This window comes from Rhizomicrobium sp., from assembly GCA_037200045.1.
GTDB lineage: Bacteria > Pseudomonadota > Alphaproteobacteria > Micropepsales > Micropepsaceae > Rhizomicrobium.
The window spans coordinates 1,949,185-1,970,698 of sequence record JBBCHM010000001.1; the positions used below are offsets into that span (position 1 = coordinate 1,949,185).

A 21,514-nucleotide genomic window follows, 5' to 3' on the forward strand; every position below is an offset into this window, starting at 1 on the left:
GTTCAGCCCGGAGGCTCGAACCCTTAGACGACGAAGTCAGGCCTTCATGTTTCGCTGCCGATCCAACTCGGTGAACCAATCCAAGACTTGTTGAGACATTCTAAGCCGCCTTGCGGCCGCCAAAGTACGCTCGAGCGAGTACGCAAACCGTGTCATCGGAATTCCGCGCGCATTGATTTCGAGTAGCAGGTGACTGGACCAGCGCAGGTTATCGGTGATTTGCTGCTGCGTCGGTTTGATAGGCGAGTTGATCATCATCGAGAGCATGCTCATCACAATCGACTCGTCGAAATGTTCGCGAAGGCGCTCGTCTTTAATGTCCTTCATGTAGCGATTGCGGCGGTATTCCAGATTCCAAAGGTCTTGCCGCCTCATTCGTTCCGGAATGTGATCCATGGCCTCGAATTCGTCGGGCCGTGATCCATTATCGTACAGCGGATTGCCGTTCCAGGCCGCCCAGCCGTCGGTGAAGCGATGAAGGAAGGCTTCCTTCCAAGGATCGATGTCGATCCCTCGCCCATGAATGGCCAGGAGCGGAAATGCGACCTTTCCGTCGATTTGCGTCGCATGGCGCTCCGTCATGTAGATCACAGCATCGATGTTTCCATAGGCTGGCTTGCCGTTGTCGTCCAACCTGGAGAGCGCCCTATGGACGATGAATCCGACGATATTCGGCTCGTAGAGTTCGTGGTCTTCGTTCACCAGAATGACCAGACGGACGAGGTTCTTTCTCGGAAATCGTTCGGCATGTGCAGCCAGTTGCCCGTCTGCCTTCCTGAGGTGGGTGACAATCGCGCGCCCGATCCTGTCGGACAGCTTGCGCCGCACAGCCTCCGGATCGGACAGGTTTTTGAGCAGCGATTCAACGGGAACCTTGCCGTAGAAAGGCGGATAGTCCTCGCGCTCGCGCAATTGATCGTTCAGATTTTCGATGCGCTCTGTTCCGTCCCCTTCGAGGGTTTTCACCTCAACGACGAGAATATCCTTGAGGCACACATAGTCCGGGCGTCGTTGCTCGGACGAGTGAGCATCATCGAGCGATCGAGCGCTGAGCGCCTCCTTGAGGTAGCGCTCGATGCGCGGCGTCAGCGGCTCGATCTTTCCGGTTCGCTCAATTCGCATTGGTGGGAAATAGGCGCGGCGAGACGTGCAGGAAAGTCAATTTGACGCATCAAACTGACTCTTTGGTGTATCCGATTGATTCTTATGGATATTTTTTACTCGCCCGCATAGAGCGGCGGGAGTACTGTCCCGGCGAGTGAAGAAAGACGCCTTCGGCCGGGTTCTTACCCAAATACTTACCCAGGCTAGAATCAGTCGAAGCGATTTGAAATTTCGAAGCAGTGTAAGTCTCTGTTTTTTAATACTAAAATATGTGACGCGAGGTGGAGCAGCCCGGTAGCTCGTCAGGCTCATAACCTGAAGGTCACAGGTTCAAATCCTGTCCCCGCAACCAATGTGAGCCCACGATCTTAGGCCCGGCCCTTCGCCGGGCCTAAGTCGTTTTTGGGCGAACATTGCCCCCACGCAGGGGGCCCCAAGACCCATACCCGCTATTGCGTCGGCTTGGCCGTGACGCGGATCTCGACGCGCTGGTCGCCGACCACGCCCGCATCCATTCCGTCATCGGCGATCGACGAGCGCGCGATCAGCGCGCTTTCGACGCCGTCGGCGACCAGCGCGTCGCGGACCGCCGCGAAGCGCGGCTGGCTCAGATGCGGATCGCTGCCCGAAGACACGCCGGCGCCGATCGTCACCGCGTCCGGGTGCATGTGTCTGATGTCGACCGCCGCCTGGTCCACGATCTTCTTCGCATCGGTCGCAAGGTCGGTACTGCCCTTGGAGAAATAGACGACATAGACCGACGGCACGTCGCGCTGAAGGACGGAGCACCCGCCAAGGCAGGCGAGCGCAACCAGACCGATGTATCGATACCGCATATGTCCCCGTTCGGTCCGGTCGGACCTGATGGGGTGGGAACCACCGAAGCGAGCAAGGGTTCCGGGACAGGCGCCGGCCGGCGAAGAATCTTCGCTGCCGAAACTAAGACCGCGCGAGAATCTCGCGCACGCTTTGCAGCAGATCGCCGCGTTTCACCGCCTTTTGCGCCCGCGCCGTCCAGTCTTCCTTGGTCTTGGCGTCGGCGGCGCCCTGGGCGCCGAGCGCCAGGTCGCGGATCGTCACCTCGCCCTTCGCCCGCTCGTCGCTGCCCTCGATGATCGCGATGGGCGCGCGGCGGCGGTCGGCGTATTTCAACTGCGCCCGCATGCCGCTTTCGCCCAGATAGAGCTCGGCCGCGATGCCGGCATTGCGCAATTCGCTCACCATCGCCTGGTAGCCGGGCAGCGCCGCCTTATCGAGCACCAGCACGACGACGGGCGCGCGGTCGACGCCCTCCGGAACGATGCCGCGCGCCTCGAGCACGTCGACCAGGCGCGAGACGCCGATGGAAACGCCGGTCGCCGGCACCTTGCGGCCGAGGAAGCGCTCGACCAGGCCGTCATAGCGCCCGCCGCCGCCGACCGAGCCGAAGCGGACGGGGCGCCCCTCCTCATCGACCGTCTCGAAGGTGAGCTGCGCCTCGAACACCGGGCCCGTATAATAAGCAAGGCCGCGCACCACGCTGGGATCGATGGCGACGCGCGCATCGCCGAAACCGGCGGCGGTGAGGACCGTGTCCATCTGCGCGAGTTCCGCGACGCCCTCCTCGCCCGTCTGGCTGCCGGCGACGAGCTGGCCGAGCGCGGCGCAGGATTGGGCGCGGCTGGCCGCGCCCGCGCTGAGGAAGCCCAGCACCCGGTCGATGCCCGCGCGCTCCAGACCGGCTCCCGGCGTGAAATCGCCCGACTCGTCCTTGCGACCCTTGCCGAGAAGAAGGGCGACGCCGTCCGGCCCCAGCCGGTCGAGCTTGTCCATCGCGCGCAGCACGGTGCCGCGTTGTTCGTCGCCGCTTTCGTCGTTCGGAATGCCGATCAGCTCCAGCACGCCGTTCAGGATCTTGCGATTGTTCACCTTGACGACGTGCTCGCCGTCCTTGAGGCCGATGGCGTTCAGCGAATCCGACACCAGCATGCAGAACTCCGCGTCCGCGGCCATCGAGGCGGTGCCGACCGTGTCGGCATCGAACTGGATGAATTCGCGGAAGCGGCCCGGCCCCGGCTTCTCGTTGCGGAACACCGGGCCCGTCTGGAAGCGGCGATAGGGCAGCGCGATGCGGTTGATGTTCTCGGCGACATAGCGCGCCAAGGGCGCGGTCAGGTCGTAGCGCAGCACCAGCCACGGCGCCTTCTCGTCGTCCTCGCCGTCGCGGAAGAAGAAGACGCCGTCATGCGGCCGGTCCTTGTCGGGCAGGAACTTGCCCAGCGCATCGGCATATTCGACGATCGGCGTGCTCAGCCGCTCGAAGCCGTAGCGGGCATAGACCTCGGCCAGCTTGCCGATCAGCCAATCGCGCTGCGCCAGCTTGCGGCCGCCGATGTCGTGGAAGCCGCGCGGCAATTCGGCGATGGGGCGAGCACTATCGGTCACCGATTCTCATCCTTCCACGGCGCGCTTGAGCACTTCCTTGAAGCCTGCAATGGCCGCCGAGCCGCCTTGATAGAGGAATTCGCTGCGGTCGACGATGGTTTCGCCGGCTCCGGCATGGCGCAGGAAATGGACGGCGCCATAGACCTTGGCCGGGCCGCACAGCGCCACGACGAAATCGCGCTGGCCTGACAGCTCGTTTTCGGTGCGCACCGAGGTGACGGTGCAGCCATGCTTGGCCGTCAGCGTCCGCAGGGTCTGTGCCGCCGTCTCGTGCGGGATCGAGAAACGCAGGACCTGGGTGGCCTTGGCGCGGGTGCGCGCTTCGATCTGCTCGACCACCTGTTCAAGCGCCGCTAGCGTATCGTGCGACCACAGCCGCGCCTTCAGCGCGGCGATCATGCAGCAATGCGATGCGATCACCGTGCCGCCCTCGATCTCCTTGAGATGGTTTTGCGTCATCGTCGCGCCGGTCGAGGTGAGATCGACGATCAGGTCCGCGACGCCGGCGGCGGGCGTGCCTTCGGTGGCGCCGGCCGATTCCACCAGCGTGTATTCCACGATGCCGTTCTCGGCGAAGAAGGCGCGGGTGAGCCGCGCGAACTTGGTCGCGACGCGCAGGCTGCGGCCGTGCTTCTGGTGGAACACCATCGCCGCCTCGTCCAGATCGTTGAGCGACGAGACGTCGATCCAGGATTGCGGCACGCCGACCACGAGCCGCGCGGCGCCGAAGCCGAGATTGGGCATCAACAGGTGCGAGGCATGCTGGCCCTCGCCATATTCGCGGTAGAGGTCCTCGCCGGTCAGGCCGATATGCGCGTCGCCGAGATCGATGCGCGCCGGAATCTCGTCGGGGCGGAAATAGATGATGCTGACGCCCTCGATGCCGCTCAGCTTGGCGACATATTCGCGCCCGTCGCCCGATTTGCGCACGCCAAAGCCGCAATCGTTCAGGAAATCGATCGCCTGGTCGTGCAGGCGGCCCTTGCTCGGCAGGGCCATGATGAGGGGGCCGCTCATGACCGCGCTTTCGCGACATAGGCGGCCAGCTCCGCCAGCGCGACCGGCCGCTCCTCGCGCTCGTCCAGCCGCTTGATCAGCACGATCCCCTTGGCGATCTCTTCCTCGCCGACGAAGACGACATGCGGCACGCCCCGCTTCACCGCCTCGCGCACGACGTTCTTGGGGCGGCGGCCGGACAGCTCCGTCTCCACCGACCAGCCCGCCTCGCGCAGCGCGACGCTGACGCGGACGCATTCGCGCCGGTCGACCTCGCCGGCGGCGACCACGATGGCGTCCGGGCCGCTCGACGCGACGCTCGCGCCCTCGCTTGCCAGCAGCAGCCGGTCCACGCCGATGGCGCAGCCCACCGCCGGGATCGCCTCATGCGCGCCCAGGGCCTGCAGCAGATTGTCGTAGCGCCCGCCGCCGCACAGATGGCCGATGCCGGGATTATCGGCCGCGTAAATCTCGAACACGAAGCCGGTGTAGTATTCCAGGCCGCGATGCATGCCGACATCGAAGCTGATCGCATCGGCGCCGCCGCGATAGACCTTCAGAAGCTCCAGCCTTTCGCGGCAATCGCCAAGCACGTTGCCGGCGAGCGGCACGCCGAGCGCCTTGAAATGCTCCCCGACCTTGGCGAGCACCGCATCGGGCTCGCCGCGGATTTCCAGCAGCGTCGCGATGCCTTCCAGCAATTCGCGCGACACGCCCTCGAAGGTCGCGAGCGCGGTGCGCGTCACCAGCCGCTCCACGATCTCTTCCGGCGTGCGGCCGCCGACATGGCGCAGATCGACCAGGGCATAGATCTCGCTGAGCAGCTTCTCGGCCTTGTCGGTGCCGATCGAGGCCAGCAGCGTCGCCAGTTCGTCCGGCGCCGCGTCGGGCGACGGGGCCACCCGGTCGGCGGCGGCCTTCATCAGCCGCTCCGTCGCGTCCTTGCGCGAGGCGATGCGGCGCAGCCGCGCCTTGGTCACCTCGTCCACCGCCAGGCCGGCGATGAAGGCGAACAGGATCGCGATGTCGCCGGTGACGATGGAGAGCCCCTTCACACCGCCGCGCTCGATCGCGTCCAGCGCCAAAGCGAGGATTTCGGCGTCGGCCGCCACGCGGTGATCGGCGCCGATCAGCTCGACCCCCGCCTGGTAGAACTGGCGATAGCGGCCCTCTTCCGGCGAGTCGTAGCGGAAGGCCGGGCCCATATAGGCGAGGCGCGCTTCCTGGTCCGACACCCGGGTCCGCAAATAGGCGCGACAGGTGGGGATGGTGAGCTCGGGCCTGAGGCAGACCTCGCGTCCGCCGGGATCGGAGAAGATGTACATGCGCCGGCGGATGGTCTCGCCCGAGCGGTCGAGAAAGGGCGAGGAGCGCTCCAGGATCGGCGGATCGACGATGTTGTAGCCGTAGCGCAGAAACGTCGCTTCCAGGGACGTGCGCGCCCGGCGCAGCGCGACGGCATCGTCGCCCGCGTAGTCGCGCGTTCCCGAAAGCCGGCTTTGTATCGTCTCCATCCGCCTGCCGCCCGCATATCCCCGCGGTTTAAAGCCGATGCGGCCGCCGCGAGGGGCCTTTGCATATACCGGGACGGTGCCCCGTTCCAGTACGGCCTATCCCGCGGTTTTTCGGGGGCTTTGGCCCCGGAAAGGACCGCCCCGACCCTCGCGATTCACCCCGTTGCCTGCCCGGCCGTGGCGCTCGGCAACGCCGTCGCGGGCCATGACGCCCCTCCATACAAATCCGCATAGAGACCCTACGGACTTCGCCAATTCCCGTTTGACCGCCCGACGCCCATCTTCCGTTCGTCAGCAAGGACGGAACGGATCATGGCGACGGACTATCAAGGAACGGTCGAAGGCGGGGTGCGCGGCCTCTTGCGCGCCGAGGGGCTGGCGCTCATGGCCGGCGCGGCGGCGCTCTATTGGCGGGTGGGCGGCGACTGGAAGCAGTTCGCCATCCTGTTCCTCGTCCCCGATCTCAGCTTCGCCGGCTATCTCGCGGGCCCGCGCCTCGGCGCCGCCGCCTACAACACGATGCATTCCACGCTGCTGCCGCTCGCCCTGGCGGCTTTGGGCATCGCGCTGAATACACCGCTCGCGACGCAGATCGCGCTGATCTGGCTGGCGCATATCGGTTTCGACCGCGCCCTCGGCTACGGCCTGAAATACGGCCACGGCTTCGGCTTCACCCATCTCGGCCGCATGGGCCGCAACGCCAAGGAGAGCTAGATGTTCGTCGGACATTATGGCGTCTCGTTCGCCGCCAAGGCCGCCGACAAGCGGCTGCCGCTATGGCTTCTGTTCATCGCCGTGCAATGGCTGGACGTCGTGTGGTCGGGCCTGGTGATGCTGAACGTCGAGAAGCTGCGCATCGTGCCCGGCTTCACCGAGGCGACCTCCTTCGATCTCTATTACATGCCTTATACCCACGGCCTGATCGGCGCGCTGGCCCTGGCGGCGGCGTTCGGCGCGGTGACGGCGCTGTTCTATCGCGACAGGCGCGCGGCGGCGGGCGCGATGCTGGCCGGCGCGGTGTTCTCCCACTGGTTGCTCGACCTCGTCGTCCATGTCGAGGACCTGCCGCTGCTGGGTGATTCGTTCAAGGTCGGGTTCGGCCTGTGGCGGCATGTCTGGATCAGCTTCCCGCTGGAGATCGCCATCCTGGTGGCCGGCGCCGCGATCTATGCCCGCGCCATGCCCGCCCGCGCGCCGGGCGGCGACCGCTGGCTGTGGGGTTTCGTCGCGGCGATGACGGCGCTGCAGGCCTATGGCAATTTCGGCCCCGCGCCGGCCTCCGGCCTCGCCCAGGCGCAAATGGCGCTCGCCGCCTATGCGATGTTGGCCGCGCTCGCCGCGCTGGTCGACTGGCGGCGCGGAACCGAGGGAACCGGGGCGCACGCAAGGCCGCCGGGCCTTGAGTCCGCCCGGTAACCGCGTCAACGAAATGAGATTGACGGGCCGGGGGGCATCGCTATAACCCCGGCCCTCTGTCACGCGTTCCAGTCGAAGGGAGTGCGCATGGGTACCCAACTTCCAGCCGGCTACAAGCCGTCTGAGAGCGAGCCGTTTATGAATGAGCGGCAACGGGAGTACTTCCGCCGCAAATTGAACACCTGGAAAGACGAGATCCTCCGCGAGAGCCGCGAGACGATCCAGAACCTGCAAGCCGAAACCGTCCCCCATGCCGATCTGGCCGACCGCGCCTCGACCGAGGCCGAGCGCCAGCTCGAACTGCGCACCCGCGACCGCCAGCGCAAGCTGATCGCCAAGATCGACGCGGCGCTGCGCCGCCTGGAGGACGGCTCCTACGGCTTCTGCGAGGAGACGGGCGAGCCGATTTCCTTGAAGCGCCTGGACGCGCGCCCGATCGCGACGCTGTCGCTGGAAGCCCAGGAACGCCACGAGCGCCGGGAAAAGGTCTATCGCGACGACTGAATATGGGCGTGGCCGGGCTCTTGCGAACCCGGCCACCGCCTCGGCCCCTCCGCCCCGTTTTAGAGCGGAATTTCGTATGGATCCCGGATCGCCTTCGGCGTCCGGGATGACCGCGCTGCCGCGCGGTCAGAACGGCATCAGGATGTCGAAGAGCTGCGAGCCGTAGCGCGGCTGCTGCATGTCGCTGACCGTGCCGCGCCCGCCATAGGAGATGCGCGCCTCGGCGATCTGGCTGAGATCGACGGTGTTGGCGCTGGTGATGTCCTCGGTGCGCACGATGCCCGCGACCTGCAGATCGCGCAGCTCGTTGTTCACCCGCACCTGCTGATGGCCGCCGATCACCAGATTGCCGTTGGGCAGGACCTGCGTCACCAAGGCCGCGAGCGTCAGGTTGATCGCCTCGGAACGGTCGATCGATCCCGAGCCGGCATTGGAGGTGTCGGAGCCCATCTTGACCAGGCTCGACGGGTCGGCGCCGGTGCCGGCGGCCAGCGGCGTCTCCAGGCCGAAGAAGTTCGTCAGGTTGGCGTTGTCGGAATTGGTCCGCGCCCGCGTCGTCGAGTTCGACAGCTTGGCGGTGTCGGCGACCGAGATGTTGACCGTGATGATGTCGCCGGGCCGGCTGGCGCGCGGATCGTGGAAGAAGCTGTGCGCCCCGCTGGACCACAGCGAGTTCGGCGCCCGGCTCGGCTCGGGCGGCGGCAGCGGCACGTTCGGCGTCGTGGCGTGCACCGGCGACGTGGGATCGGCGACGCCCGCCATGGTGGGCGCATCGCCAAGCTCCTTGATGCGGTCGACCGCGGAGCAGCCGGCAAGGGCGGCGGCGCAGGCCGTCAGGCTCAGGACTTTCAGGAGGGATCTGGTCATGGACATATCTCTCAGCGGGAAGCGGTGACGGCGAGAGCCGAACTCGCGGCGCGCACCGCGCCGGGGCCGGTGACGATGCAGCTGATCTGGCGGAACGAGGCCGGATTCTGCACGGTGATGGTGTCGCCGACGCCGCCATCGTTCATGGCGCGGCCCGAGGCGGTGAGCGTCACGCCCGGCGCCAGGAAGGTCATGGTGACGGTCGCACCCTTGGCGATGACCACGGGATGGCGCACGTCGTCGCTGCGCACGATCTCGCGGGCGCGCAGCATGCGCCGCGCCTCCATGCCCTTGAGCGTATCCATCGAGGTGACGACACCGGAGAACACGTTGGTCGACGGGATCGTGCCGTAGACGAGATCGCTTTCGGAGATCGTCTCGCCGCGCGCGATATCGCGGTTGGGGACGACGACCCGCATGCCGGGATCGGCGAAGGCCGGCAATGCGATGAGCAGGGCCGAAACGAAGAGGGCGAGGCGGAGCATCATGATCAGGAACCTCCCAGGCGCGCGGTTTCTTGCAGCATCTCGTCGGCCGCGGTGACGACCTTGGAGTTCATCTCGTAGGCACGCTGCGCGGTGATCAGCGAGGTGATCTCGTCCACCGCGTTGACGTTCGATGTCTCGAGAAAACCCTGTTGCAGCGTGCCGTAGCCGGCCGAGCCCGGAACGCCCGATTGCGGCGAGCCGGAGGACGGGGTTTCGAGATAGAGGTTGTTGCCGATCGGCTTGAGGCCGGCCTCGTTGGCGAAGCGGTTGAGCTCCAGCGTGCCGACGACCTGCGGCGCGGTCTGGCCCGGCACGGTGACCGAGACCTGGCCCTGGGCGTTGACCGCGACCGACAGCGCGTTGGTCGGGATCGCGATGCCCGGCGCCACGGTATAGCCCTGGTCGGTGACGATCTGGCCCTGCGGCGACAGGCCGAAATCGCCGGCGCGGCTATAGGCGTCGGTGCCGTCGGGCTGGGTGACGCGGAAGAAGCCCGGCCCCTGGATCGCGACGTCGTAGGGATTGGACGTGCTCTTGAGGTCGCCCTGGGTGGTGACACGATAGACCGAGGCGGTGCGCACGCCGGCGCCGAGCTGCACGCCGCTGGGCAGCAGCGTGCCGGAATCCGACGAGTTGGCGCCGGGCTCGGAGATGTTCTGGTAGAGCAGGTCCTGGAAGTCGGCCCGCTGGGCCTTGAAGCCGGTCGTGTTCATGTTCGCCAGATTGTTGGCGATGACCTCGACATTGGTCTGCTGGGCCAGCATTCCGGTCGCGGCGATGGAAAGGGCGCGCATGTCTAAGTCTCCTAGCTCGGCATGGCGCCAAGCTTGTCGATCGCCTGGCGCATGAGGTCTTCCTGGGTCTGGGTGAGCGTCGCGGTCGCCTGATAGGCGCGCATGACCTCGATCATGTGGCTGATCTCGATCACCGGCTCGACGTTCGAACTTTCGAGCATGCCCGAATGCAGCGTGAAATTGTCGGCCGAGGCCGGCGACTGGCCGTTCGCGGCGTAGAGGCTGGCGCCTTCCTTGACGAGGCCGCGCTCATTGGCGAAGTCGACGACGCGGATCTTGCCGATGATGCCGTTCTTGCCGCTGACCGTGCCGTCCTGGGCGATGTCGATGTCGCCGTCGTCGGGCGTGATGGTGATCGCGCCGCCGTCGCCCTGCACCGGATCGCCGTTCGAGGTGACGATCTGGCCGCCGGCATCGAGCGTGAAATGGCCGTTGCGGGTATAGCGCTCGCCCTGCGCCGTCTGCACCGCGAAATAGCCCTTGCCGTGGATCGCCAGGTCGAAGGGCGCGCTGGTGGTGTCGAAACGGCCCTCGGTCAGGTCGCGCACCACGCCGGCATCCTGCACGAAGCTCAGCGTCTGCGTCCCGGTCTGGCCCTCGGCGGGCGCGACCTGGGTGACATATTCCTGGAAAGTCTGTTCCTCGCGCTGATAGGCGGGGGTCGACAGGTTGGCCAGATTGTTCGCGATCACGTCCATCGAGCGATAGGACGCGACCTGGTGCGACAAGCTGATGAGCAGCGAATTATCCATTGGGGGCCTTTAGAACCGTTCTGGTCCTTTGCGTGGCAGAACAGGTGCAGCCGGCGTGCCACGCTAAAAGCCGCGGATTCGCTGGCTTTCTTCCCAGGGGCGCGGCGCGGGCGACCTCGAATGCCCGGCAAGAAATTCCACATGGACGGTTTGCGGCCCCCGATTTGAACCAGTCCTTAACCACGTCTGCCCAATTCTGCCCCCCGAGACATGCGGGGGCCGCGCATCGTGGCGAAGAAGGAAAAGCAAGCGCCGGACGAGGAGTCCGAGAAGACCGACGGCGAAGCCGCGGCCGACGCGCCCAAGCAAGGCCTCATCGGCAAGATCCTCGGCAACAAGCTCATCCTGTTCGGCGGCATCGGCGCGCTCGTGCTGCTTCTGGGCGGTGGCGGCGCGGCCTATTGGTTCCTGTTCGCCGACGCTCCCAAGCCCACCGAACTGGCGGCCGGAGCGCCCGAGCCCCTGCCCGCCACACCGCCCAACATCGCCTATTTCGACGTTCCCGACATCATCGTGAACATCCAGGGCGCCGATGCCGCGCCGGCCTATCTGAAGCTGTCGGTCTCGCTGGAGCTCGACAATGCCGAGGAGAAGGCGGGCATCCAGGCGCTGATGCCGCGCGTCGTCGACCAGTTCCAGGGCTATCTGCGCGAGCTGCGCATGGACGACCTCAAGGGCTCGGCCGGCATCGTGCGGCTCAAGGAAGAGCTCCTGCGCCGCATCAACACCTCCGCCGCGCCCTATCGCGTGCGCGACGTGCTGCTCAAGCAAATGATCGTTCAGTAAGGCAGGCAGGCATGGCCGACGAGACTCTCGACAAGAACGAAGGCCTGGACGGGGCCGAGACCATCGCGCCGCCCGGGCCTTCCCAGGCCGGCACCGCCGAGCGCATCCTGAACCAGGAGGAGATCGACAGCCTTCTGGGCTTCGACGTCAATTCCGACCAGCTCCAGGACAAATCCGGCGTCCGCGCCATCATCAATTCGGCGCTAGTCTCCTATGAGCGCCTGCCGATGCTGGAAATCGTCTTCGACCGCCTGGTGCGGCTGATGACGACCTCCCTGCGCAATTTCACCTCCGACAATGTCGAGGTGAGCCTGGACAGCATCACCTCGATCCGCTTCGGCGACTATCTGAACTCGATCCCGCTGCCGGCGATCCTGGCGGTGTTCCGCGCCGAGCAGCTCGACAATTACGGCCTCTTCACCGTCGATTCCAACCTGATCTATTCCATCGTCGACGTGCTGCTCGGCGGGCGCCGCGGCTCCTCGGCGATGCGCATCGAGGGCCGGCCCTACACCACCATCGAGCGCACCCTGGTGCAGCGCATGATCGAGGTCATCCTCGCCGACATGTGCGCCGCCTTCGAGCCGCTGGCGCCGGTGAGCTTCACGCTCGACCGCCTGGAGACCAATCCGCGCTTCGCCGCCATCGCGCGCCCGGCCAACGCCGCCATCCTGGTCAAGCTGCGCATCGACATGGAAGACCGCGGCGGGCGCACCGAACTCCTGCTGCCCTATGCGACGCTGGAGCCGATCCGCAAGCTCCTGCTGCAGCAATTCATGGGCGAGAAATTCGGCCGCGACTCGATCTGGGAGAGCCATCTCGCCACCGAGCTGTGGTCCACCAATGTCGAGATCGCCGCGATCCTCGACGAGCAGACCCTGCCGCTCAACCGGGTGATGAACCTGGAAGTCGGCCAGACCATCATGCTGAACGCCACGCCCGATTCGAAGATCGAGATGCGCTGCCGGGGCGTGCCGCTGCTCAGGGGACGGATGGGCCGCGTCGGCTCCTCCGTCGCCGTGCGCATCGAGGAAGCCGTCGAGCGCACCGACGCCTCCAGGGGCCTTTAGGAGACCGCCATGTCCATCGCCATGAATTTCGGCCTGATCGTCGAACTCGCGCTGACCGGTCTTCTGGCCGTCACGCTGGTCTATTGCATCGTGCTGGAGCGCCGTCTGGCCGCCGTGCGCCGCGGCCAGGAGGGCCTCAAATCCACCATCGGCGAGCTCAACGGCGCCATCGCCAATGCCGGCGGCTCGATGCGCGCGCTGAAGGCCGCGGCAAGCGGCGCCGCCGAGACGCTGGACGAACGCCTGAGCCGCGCCCGCGCGATCATCGACGAACTGTCGCTGCTGACCACGTCCGGCGAGCGAATCGCCGAGCGCTTCGACCGCGCGGTCTCCACGCCAGGTCCGGCGCGCCCGCAGCCGGCTTCCGACCTGCCGTCCGGCAGCATCATGAAGCGCCTCGACGCGCTGAGGGCCGTGCGATGAGCGGCCTGCCGCGCTATCTGCGGCTGCTGCCCGCCGTCGTCGTGCTCGGCACGGGCCTGCTCGTCCTCAAGGGCGTCGATATCGCGCGCGCGGCGCAGGCCGCGACCGCCGTCGATCCCGACGAGCCCGACAATTCCGGCCTTGCACCGGCCGATGCCGGCACCAAGCCCGCGCCCGACTATGCCGACGACGACACCGCGCTGGCGAGCCCGGCGGAAGCCGATGTGCAATCGAGCCTGACGCGGCGCCGCGCCGAACTCGACGCCCGCGAACGGACGCTGAACATGCGCGAGAACGTGCTCAATGCCGGCGAAGGCCGCGTCGACCAGAAGATCGCGGCGCTGAAGGACCTGCAGACGCAGATCCAGTCGCTTCTTGCCCAACGCGACGCCAAGCAGGACGCGCAGATCGCCGCGCTGGTGAAGACCTATTCGGCGATGAAGCCCAAGGACGCCGCCCGCATCTTCAACGCGCTGAGCGACGACGTGCTGCTGCCGGTCGCGAAAGGCATGAAGTCCGACGTGATGGCGCCGATCCTGGCGGCGATGAGCCCCGATGCGGCGCAGAAACTGACGGTCAAGCTGGCCGCGCTGCTGAAGCTTCCCGACACCGCGCCCGCCGCCATCTGCCCGGCGCCGCCGACAGTCGCCGACGCGACGACGCCCGCGCCGGGCACCGCCGCCACGCCGCCCTTGCAGACCGCCGCGCTGACGCCGCCGCCGGTCGTCACGCCCGAGCCCTCCTTGCCGACACCGCCGCCGCCGGCCCAGCCGACGCCCGCCGCCGCGCCGCCGCCGGCCCAAGCCGCCGTCGCGCCGCCCAAGCCGGCGCCGCATCACGTCGCACCGGCAAAGCCGGCACCGGCCAAGCCGGCAACGGCGAGCGCCCCGCCGCCCAAGCCCGCCACCGCCGCCGCAACGCCTCCCGCGACACCGCCGGCAGCGGCTCCGGCGCCCGCCGCGGCGACACCGACCAAGCCTCCGGCGCAGGCAGCAAGCGGCCCGCCGACCGCGCTCACCCCGGGCGGCTGACGCTTTAGGGTTTACGGAGAGTTAACGCCGGCCCGCCACACTGACCGAGGACAAGGACCGTCCTTCCGACCATGAAGTTCCTGTTCTCCCGCATCGTCCTCCTCCGGCTCGCGCTGTCGGCGTGCGCCTTCACGGCCGGATTCTGGAGCCAAGCCAAGGCCGACACGCTGAACGTCAGCACCTCCGCCGGCTATGCGCGGCTGCTGTTCACCTTCACGCCCAAGGCGCATGTCACCGCGACGGTCGATGGCGGCGTGCTCACGCTCGGCTTCGACCGCAAGACCGACGTCACCGCCGCGATGCTGGCGCAGAACATGTCGGGCTTTGCCGGCGGCGGACGCGTCGATCCCGACGGGCTGACCTACCGCTTCGCGCTGGCCCAGCCGATGCGCATCCATCAAAGCCAATCGGTGAACCAGGTCGCGGTCGATCTCGTACCCAACAGCTTCGCCGGCACCCCGCCCGATCTTCCGCCGCCCCCGCCGCCCAAGACGGTGGACGTCGCCACTTTGCCGCTGATCGCGGTGCGCTCCGGCGCCTATCACAATTTCACCCGGCTGGTGTTCGACTGGCCGCAAACCGTCAAATATTCGGTGTTTCCCGGCGCCGGCAAACTCGGCATCCGGTTCGAGACGCTGGCGCGCGTCGACGTCTCGACCATCGCGCGCTTCGCGCCGCCCTGGGTGAGGAACGCGGCCTGGCGCGTCGAGAACGGCGGCACCATCGTCGAGTTCGGCACCGACCAGGCCTCCGGCTTCCACGATTTCCGCGACGGGACCAAGATCGTCCTCGACGTGCTGGCGCCCAAGACCGACGCCGACAGCTACCGCCCGCCGGGCGACGGCAAGCCGACCGTCACCGCGCTGACCGCGCCCACGAACAAGCCGTCCGCGATATCGGGCGCGCAAGCCGCCGAGATCGCCGCAACGGCGCAGAAGCTGGCCGACGCCAACAAGCCCGCGCCGCCGCCCACGCCGCCACCGGCCGCGACGCCGCCCGCCGCAACGTCACCCGCGACACCTCCTTCACCCGCCGCCGATCCCGCGGCGCCGCTTCAGGACGCCAACGGCCAGCTCACGCGCGGCGGCGCGCTCCTGACCTTCGCCGGCGCCGCCAATCGCGGCTCCGCCGTGTTCATGCGCGGCCTGACGGCGTGGATCGTGCTGCAGGGCGCCGCCCCGCTCGACGCGTTGAAACTCAAGACATCCCTGCGCGACTTTCCGCTGGCGGTGGAAGCGGCATCCGCCGACGGCGTCGCCGTGCTGCGCATCACCTTCGCGCAGCCCGAGCAGATCGGCGCCCATGCCGACGGATCGAACCTGAAGGTCACGATCGCGCCACAAGTGAGTGAGGAACCGATCGCCATCGGCTTCTCCCGCAACCAGGACGACGCGACCCATTCCTCGCTGAGCACGCTGCTGCCCGGCGCGATCCATCCGGTCATGCTGACCGATCCCGTCGCCGGCGACCAGCTCGTGCTGGTGCCCGCCGCCGCCGGACGCGCCATGCTGGCGCCGCATGACTATGTCGAGTTCGGCGTCCTGCAGACAGCCTCCGGCCTGGTGCTGACGCCCTATATCGACGATCTCTCCGTCACCATCGACCGCACGCGCGTGACCATCACCCATGCCGGCGGCCTCGCTTTGACGCCGCCGACCATGCCGGCCGCGGTGTCGCCGGCCGCCATCGCGGCGCGCGGCGGCAGCCCATCCTTCCTCGATTTCGCCGCCTGGGCGAAATACACCGGCGGCAGCTTCCTCACCACCGAGCGGCGGATGCGCGCCGCGACCGCGCGGCTGAAGCCGGAAGACGCCCAGCATGCGCGGCTGGTGCTGGCGCGGTTCTATCTCGCCAACGGATTTTCCGCCGAGGCGCTCGGCCTGATCAACCTGATGCAGGCACAGGATCCGGCGCTGCAAAGCGACCAGCAGCTTCAGACCATGCGGGCCGCGGCGGAATACGCGATGGGCCGCTATCGCGATGCGCATAACGACCTCTCCGCCGCCGCCTTCGACGCCGACCGCCACGCCGCCTATTGGCGCGGGCTGATCGAGGCGGCGCAGGAGGATTGGGACAATGCCCGCGCCGACCTCGACCGCGCCGAGCCGGTGCTGAACCAGTACCAGCCGGACGCCCAGGCGCGGCAGCGCATTGCCAAGGCGCAGGCCGCCCTTGGCCAGGGGCATCTCGAAGTCGCCGACGCGGCCATCGCGCGGCTGCCCCAGGCTATCGCGCCGGAACTTCAGATCGAGGCCAATGTGGTACGCGCCCGCCTGCTCGCGGCAGAGAATCGCGGCCATGAGGCGGGCGTGCTGTTCGACGCCATCGAGAAAAGCGGCAATGCGCATGCCGCCGCCGAGTCGCTCTATTACCGCACCGACGCCGCGCTGAAGGCCGGCGTGATGACCAGCGACGCGGCCATCGCCGCGCTGGAAAAGCTGCGCTTCCGCTGGCGCGGCGATCTGCTGGAGATGAAGACGCTGCGCAAGCTGGCGTCGATGTATTTCGCCAAGCAGCGCTGGCGCGACGGATTGCGCACGCTGCGCATCGCGGCCACCGCCTTTCCCAATGACGACATCTCGCGCAGGGCGCAGGACGACATGCGCGCCGCTTTCGCCGACCTGTTCATCCGCGGCCGCGCGGACAGAATCGCGCCCATCGAGGCGCTGGCGATCTTCTACGATTTCGTCGATCTGACGCCGATCGGCGCGGACGGCGACGAGATGATCCGGCGCATGTCGGAGCGCCTCGTGGCGCAGGACCTGCTCGGACCGGCGGCCGATCTCCTGAGCTATCAGATCGACAAGCGCCTCGACGGCATCGCGCGCGCCCAGGTCGCGACGCGGCTCGCCATGATCTATCTCCTCGATCAGAAGCCGATGAAGGCGCTCGACGCCATCCGCACGACGCAGATCAGCACCCTGCCCGACGATATCGGCCATCAGCGTCTGCTCCTGGAGGCGCGCGCCTTCGCGGCGCTCAAGCAATGGAACAACGCGCTCGACCTGATCGCGGTCGATCCCGGCGCCGACACGGCGCGGCTGCGGGCCGATATCTATTGGGAGAGCGGCAATTGGGCGGTCGCCGCACAGAAGGCCGAGGAGTTGCTCGGCCAGCGCTGGAGCGATGCCGCGCCGCTGGGCGCGGACGAGCGCGAAGAGGTGATGCGCGCCGCGGTCGCCTATTCGCTGGCGAATGACGAGGCCAGCCTGGACCGGCTGCGCGACCATTTCGGACCGAAGATGAAGGTGAGTCCGGATGGCAATGCCTTCACGGTGATCGCGCAGCGCATCGACGAGCATGGCGTCGCCTTCCGCGACCGCGCCGCGCAGATCGCCTCGATCGACACGCTCCAGGCGTTCATGAAGGACTTCAAGAAGAGGTACGATTGAGCGGTGTGTTGCCGGCCCAAGCCAGACTGTCATGGCCCGCGAATGCGGGCCACCCAGTTGAAATCCGCGCTGCTTGCGAGTTTTGAGTCTTCACGAAGTCTGCGAAGTTTGGCCTTGTATCACCTGGGTGGCCCGCATTCGCGGGCCATGACACCGGTGTTGGGTGCAGGCACCGAACGACAATGCCTCGCGCGAATTACTTCGAGAGCTTCACCTTCTTGACCGGCGCGGCCGTCACCTCGTCCACCCATGTCACCGCGCGCGCCGCGATCTTCTCCCAGCCCGGCTCGCCGACCAGCCAGTGACTGTGACCATCGACTTCCTCGAAAATCGCGCGGCCCTTGTAGCGCTCGGCGATGCGCTTGACGGTCGAGGGCGGGTTGATGCGGTCGTGGCTGCCGGCAAAGGCCAGGATCGGACAGGTCACGCTCTCCGGATGCACCAGCGCGGCGCGCTTGGCGTCGAACGCCCAATGCATGATCTCGAACGTGGCGAGGCCGGACTCCGGCACGAAGCGCGCGAACACCTTGTGGCGCTCCGCCGGCGGCAGGCGGTCGAGCGAATTGGCCGCCGCGATGCCGTAATCGGGCTTCAGCGGCGCGTTCCAGAAATCGCCCGCCAGCAGCATGGTCTGCGCCGAGGCGATCTCGAAGAAGGTCGAGGGCAGCACGCCCCAGGGCGGCGATGGCGCCAACAGGACGAGCGCCCGCGCCAGCCCCTTCGCCGCCAGCATCTGCGCCAAGAGCCCGCCGAGCGAATGACCCACAAGCACCGGCGGCGCGTCCAGCCCCTCGATGAGCTTCGCCAGATCGTTCGCGTAATCGACAAGGCTCGTCGTGCCCAGCGCGCGGTTCACCGGCACGCCGTGTTCGTGGAAGCGCAGCGCCGGCGCGTGCACAGGGTGGCCCACCGCCTCGAACGGCTTGCGGAATTTCTCGAACGCCCAGGGCCCACAAAAGGCGCCGTGGATCATCACGATGTCGGAGCGGCTCACGCTTCCGGCCCAGCGACGTCGCGGAACGCCGCGATCACCTTGGCGTAGGTGTCGCGCTTGAAGGGAACGATGAGCCGCGGCAGCGCCTCGGGCGCCAGCCATTTCCAGGCGGCGAATTCCGGCTCCGGCGTCCTCACGTCGATATCGCTGTCCTCGCCCAAAAACCGCATCGCCAGCCATTTCTGGCGCTGGCCGCGATAGCGCCCGTGCAGCGCGACGCCCAGAAGATGCGTCGGCAGGTCATAGCACAGCCAGTCGTCCATCGCCGCGAGGAGCCTCGCCTTGTCGGTGCCGATCTCTTCCTTCAATTCGCGCAGGCCCGCCTGTTCGGGCGTCTCGCCGTCGTCGATGCCGCCCTGCGGCATCTGCCAGCCCTCGACCGTCTGGTCGATGCGGCGGCCGACGAACACCAGCCCCTCGCGATTGATCAGCATGATGCCGACGCATGGGCGGTAGGGCAGATCGTCATGCGAGAGGATGACACGCGCCATGGATGGGTTCGCTATTTCTTCGGAAGAACTATGGCGGAAGCGGGCACCAGAACAAAGCCCCGTGCCGGCAGGCCCTGTGCCCATTGCGCCACGCGCTCGATCGTCACGGGATAGAGAAAGCCGGCGCCGGACGCGCTGCCTTGGGCGCGCGCGGCGGTCTCCAGTTCCGACAGCTCGCGGTCGATCTCCATCGCGGTCTGGATCTTGTCGATGGTGGCGGTGGCCTGGGCGAAGGAGGTGCCGGCGCGGGCGGCGACATCGGGCGCCGAGGAATGGCTCGCCGCGCCGTTGTCGTAGAACAGAAGGCCGCGCCGCGCGAGATAGGTCATCATCGGCTCGAGCGAATCGGGATCGGACAGGAAGCGCCCGCCCAACAGATTGGTCACGCCGGCATAGCCGGTGAAGCGCGTCAGGGCCCAGACCAGCCGCTCGGTGTTGGCGTCCTCGGCGGCGCCGGAGCGCAGCGTGTGCGAGCCCGGATCGCTGTCGGGAAAGTCGAACGGCTCCATCGGAACTTCGAGCAGCACTTCATGGCCCTCGCGCCGCGCCTCGGCGACCCAGCGCTGCACGTCGCTGGCATAGGGCGCGAAGGCGAGCGTCACCTGGGGCGGCAGGCTGGCGAGCGCGGCGGCGGTCTGCTTGGCGCTCATGCCGAGGCCGCTGATGACGATGGCGATGCGCGGCTTGCCGTTGTCGGCTGCCGGCGCCGCATAGGCGCGCATCGGCGCCGTGCCGTCGACCGCGATCCGCGGCAAGGGTCCGTTCGCGGTGCTCTCGATCAGCGCCGGATCGGCGACCAGGGCACGCCCGGCATAGACCGGCTGGGTGACGGTCGGCGGCACGATGGCGGGCGGAACGGCGGTCTCGCCGGAGGCGGTCGCCGGCGCGGGTCTCGGCGTGGCGGGATGGGCCAGCGCCGCGGCCTTGGCCGGCGTCTGGTCCAGGCGCAGGCGCACCACCGGATCGCCGGCGCGCGGGTTGCCGAACAGCGCCACCGCGATGCCGAACAGGATGAGGATCGCGAACAGCGCGAAATAGGCGAAGACGAGCGGTCGCGCCCCGCGCGTTGGCCGGGCGTCCGCGTAGTCGCCGGTCGTGCCGCTCGCCGCCATGGATCAGAGACTAACGCAAGTCACGGTTACGATGACGTTAACGATCTTCTCTCAAGCGTGATCGGGCGACGTGCTGTCGACCGCCAGCGTCTTGTGCAGATAGGCCAGCCCCATCGCGAGCTGGAAATCGTCATAGGCGCGGCCCGGCGCCGGCTCGATCGGCTTGCCCAGCGGCTTGGCGGGCGGGCCTTCGGCGAGCAGATGGTGCGGCAGTTCGACCTCGCGCTGGTAGTCCGGCGCGTCGGGGCCGCCGTCGACGACGATGTCCGGCACGATGCCCGTCGCCTGGATCGAGCGGCCGGCCGGCGTATAATAGCGCGCCGTGGTCATGTGCAGCGCCCCGCCGGCGCCGTTGTCGAGCGGCATGATCGACTGCACCGAGCCCTTGCCGAAGCTGAGCGTGCCCATGACGGTGGCGCGGCGGTGATCCTGCAGCGCGCCGGCGACGATCTCCGACGCAGAAGCCGTGCCGCCATTGATCAGCAGCACGACCGGCAATCCACCCGCGATGTCGCCGTAATGGGCGTCGTAGCGCTCGATGGAATCGGCGCCGCGGCCGCGCACCGAGACGATCTCGCCGGTGCTGAGAAAGTCGTCCGACACGTCGATCGCGGCCTGCAGCACGCCGCCGCCATTGTTGCGCAAATCGATCACGAAACCCTTGAGCGAGGGACCGATCACCCGCTTCAGCGTCGCGACCGCGACGCGCAGATCCGGATCGGTGCGGTCGCTGAAGGCGACGATCTTGATGTAGCCGACATCGCCTTCGCGGCGGAAAGTCAGCCGCTCGACCTCGATCGCCTCGCGCGTCAGCTTCACGTCGAACGGCTTGTCGGCGCCGCGCCCGACCGAAAGCGCCAGCGAGGTGCCGATCGTGCCGCGCATGCGCGCGGACACGTCGTCCAGCGTATGGCCCTTCATCGCCACGCCGTCGATGGCGACCAGCACGTCGCCCTTGCGCAGCCCGGCGCGCGAGGCCGGCGTATCCTCGATCGGCTCGACCACCTGGGCGCTGCCGTCCTTGACGGTGACGATGAGGCCGATGCCGCCATAGGCGCCCGCCGCCTTGGTCTGGATCGCCTCGTAGGTCTCCGGATCGAAATAGCTCGAATGGGCGTCGAGATTGCTCAGCATGCCGCCGATGGCGTTCTCGACCAGTTTGCGGTCGGCCGGCTTGTCCAGGTAGTTGTCGCGCACCGCCTGGAACGCCTCGCCGAAGCGCACCAGCGCGCTTTGCGTCGAGCCGACCGGACCGATCGCGCCATAGGCGAAATGCGACGCCGCGACGGCGAGGCCGAAACCGCCCGCCACGCCCAGCACCAGCAGGAAAAGCCTGTTCATCGTCCCCCCGGACCG

The 21,514-nt window shown here is 67.5% G+C and carries 21 protein-coding genes and 1 tRNA gene; 9 read left to right on the forward strand and 13 right to left on the reverse strand.

The features are described from left to right. Positions 1-36: 36 nt before the first annotated feature. A complete protein-coding gene (locus WDM86_09240) occupies positions 37-1,122 on the reverse strand; it encodes a hypothetical protein (protein MEI9990210.1) in 1,086 nt (361 codons plus the stop codon). Between the two features lie 257 nt (positions 1,123-1,379). Between WDM86_09240 and WDM86_09245 the strand changes: the two genes are divergently transcribed. After that, positions 1,380-1,456: transfer RNA gene (locus WDM86_09245), tRNA-Met, on the forward strand. 97 nt (positions 1,457-1,553) lie between these two features. Here the strand turns inward: WDM86_09245 and WDM86_09250 are convergent. From WDM86_09250 to WDM86_09265, 4 genes are all read right to left on the reverse strand, one after another. After that, a complete protein-coding gene (locus WDM86_09250) occupies positions 1,554-1,940 on the reverse strand; it encodes a hypothetical protein (GenBank protein ID MEI9990211.1) in 387 nt (128 codons plus the stop codon). Between the two features lie 103 nt (positions 1,941-2,043). Then, positions 2,044-3,528: a histidine--tRNA ligase gene (gene hisS, locus WDM86_09255; protein MEI9990212.1), complete on the reverse strand. Its 1,485-nt coding sequence runs from the start codon at positions 3,526-3,528 to the stop codon at positions 2,044-2,046. A 6-nt stretch (positions 3,529-3,534) separates the two neighbouring features. Beyond that, positions 3,535-4,545 (reverse strand): ATP phosphoribosyltransferase, encoded by a 1,011-nt coding sequence (gene hisG / locus WDM86_09260; protein ID MEI9990213.1) that lies wholly within the window; start codon positions 4,543-4,545, stop codon positions 3,535-3,537. Further along, a complete protein-coding gene (locus WDM86_09265; protein MEI9990214.1) occupies positions 4,542-6,038 on the reverse strand; it encodes an ATP phosphoribosyltransferase regulatory subunit in 1,497 nt (498 codons plus the stop codon). The genes hisG and WDM86_09265 overlap by 4 nt, the downstream gene beginning before the upstream one ends. Positions 6,039-6,350: 312 nt before the next feature. Here WDM86_09265 and WDM86_09270 point away from each other — a divergent pair, with 312 nt between their 5' ends. From WDM86_09270 to dksA, 3 genes are all read left to right on the forward strand, one after another. After that, positions 6,351-6,752 (forward strand): DUF4260 domain-containing protein, encoded by a 402-nt coding sequence (locus tag WDM86_09270; GenBank protein MEI9990215.1) that lies wholly within the window; start codon positions 6,351-6,353, stop codon positions 6,750-6,752. Continuing rightward, positions 6,753-7,454: a hypothetical protein gene (locus WDM86_09275; GenBank protein ID MEI9990216.1), complete on the forward strand. Its 702-nt coding sequence runs from the start codon at positions 6,753-6,755 to the stop codon at positions 7,452-7,454. A 138-nt stretch (positions 7,455-7,592) separates the two neighbouring features. Continuing rightward, entirely contained in the window at positions 7,593-7,958 is a 366-nt protein-coding gene (gene dksA, locus WDM86_09280; GenBank protein ID MEI9990217.1) for an RNA polymerase-binding protein DksA, read from the forward strand. Positions 7,959-8,084: 126 nt separating this feature from the next. Here the strand turns inward: dksA and flgH are convergent, their stop codons facing one another. From flgH to flgF, 4 genes are read right to left on the reverse strand one after another with little or no spacing between them, the layout of a single operon-like run. Then, complete coding sequence (gene flgH, locus WDM86_09285) at positions 8,085-8,825, reverse strand: flagellar basal body L-ring protein FlgH (GenBank protein MEI9990218.1); 741 nt, start codon at positions 8,823-8,825, stop codon at positions 8,085-8,087. Positions 8,826-8,836: 11 nt separating this feature from the next. Further along, entirely contained in the window at positions 8,837-9,313 is a 477-nt protein-coding gene (gene flgA, locus WDM86_09290; GenBank protein MEI9990219.1) for a flagellar basal body P-ring formation chaperone FlgA, read from the reverse strand. A gap of 2 nt (positions 9,314-9,315) precedes the next feature. Further along, positions 9,316-10,107 carry a flagellar basal-body rod protein FlgG gene (flgG, locus tag WDM86_09295; GenBank protein ID MEI9990220.1) on the reverse strand — a complete coding sequence of 264 codons (792 nt, stop codon included), beginning with the start codon at positions 10,105-10,107 and terminating at the stop codon, positions 9,316-9,318. Positions 10,108-10,118: 11 nt separating this feature from the next. Further along, positions 10,119-10,859: a flagellar basal-body rod protein FlgF gene (gene flgF / locus WDM86_09300; protein MEI9990221.1), complete on the reverse strand. Its 741-nt coding sequence runs from the start codon at positions 10,857-10,859 to the stop codon at positions 10,119-10,121. 228 nt (positions 10,860-11,087) lie between these two features. Here flgF and WDM86_09305 point away from each other — a divergent pair, with 228 nt between their 5' ends. From WDM86_09305 to WDM86_09325, 5 genes are all read left to right on the forward strand, one after another. Continuing rightward, a complete protein-coding gene (locus tag WDM86_09305; protein MEI9990222.1) occupies positions 11,088-11,645 on the forward strand; it encodes a flagellar basal body-associated FliL family protein in 558 nt (185 codons plus the stop codon). An 11-nt stretch (positions 11,646-11,656) separates the two neighbouring features. Then, entirely contained in the window at positions 11,657-12,715 is a 1,059-nt protein-coding gene (gene fliM / locus WDM86_09310; protein ID MEI9990223.1) for a flagellar motor switch protein FliM, read from the forward strand. A gap of 9 nt (positions 12,716-12,724) precedes the next feature. Beyond that, a complete protein-coding gene (locus WDM86_09315; protein ID MEI9990224.1) occupies positions 12,725-13,138 on the forward strand; it encodes a DUF6468 domain-containing protein in 414 nt (137 codons plus the stop codon). Continuing rightward, positions 13,135-14,169: a hypothetical protein gene (locus WDM86_09320; GenBank protein MEI9990225.1), complete on the forward strand. Its 1,035-nt coding sequence runs from the start codon at positions 13,135-13,137 to the stop codon at positions 14,167-14,169. The genes WDM86_09315 and WDM86_09320 overlap by 4 nt, the downstream gene beginning before the upstream one ends. 71 nt (positions 14,170-14,240) lie before the next feature. Continuing rightward, complete coding sequence (locus WDM86_09325; GenBank protein ID MEI9990226.1) at positions 14,241-17,561, forward strand: hypothetical protein; 3,321 nt, start codon at positions 14,241-14,243, stop codon at positions 17,559-17,561. A 196-nt stretch (positions 17,562-17,757) separates the two neighbouring features. On the opposite strand, the gene WDM86_09330 is transcribed toward WDM86_09325, so the two are convergent. The 4 genes from WDM86_09330 to WDM86_09345 are packed head-to-tail and all read right to left on the reverse strand — an operon-like array spanning position 17,758 to position 21,499. Next, positions 17,758-18,555, reverse strand: coding sequence for an alpha/beta hydrolase (locus WDM86_09330; GenBank protein ID MEI9990227.1), 798 nt, complete (start codon positions 18,553-18,555; stop codon positions 17,758-17,760). Next, positions 18,552-19,046: an RNA pyrophosphohydrolase gene (locus WDM86_09335; GenBank protein ID MEI9990228.1), complete on the reverse strand. Its 495-nt coding sequence runs from the start codon at positions 19,044-19,046 to the stop codon at positions 18,552-18,554. Before WDM86_09335 ends, WDM86_09330 begins: the two co-directional genes overlap by 4 nt. Before the next feature lie 11 nt (positions 19,047-19,057). After that, positions 19,058-20,158, reverse strand: a complete 1,101-nt coding sequence (locus tag WDM86_09340; GenBank protein MEI9990229.1) for a divergent polysaccharide deacetylase family protein — start codon at positions 20,156-20,158, stop codon at positions 19,058-19,060. Positions 20,159-20,209: 51 nt separating this feature from the next. Continuing rightward, entirely contained in the window at positions 20,210-21,499 is a 1,290-nt protein-coding gene (locus WDM86_09345) for a S41 family peptidase (protein ID MEI9990230.1), read from the reverse strand. Positions 21,500-21,514: the final 15 nt, after the last annotated feature.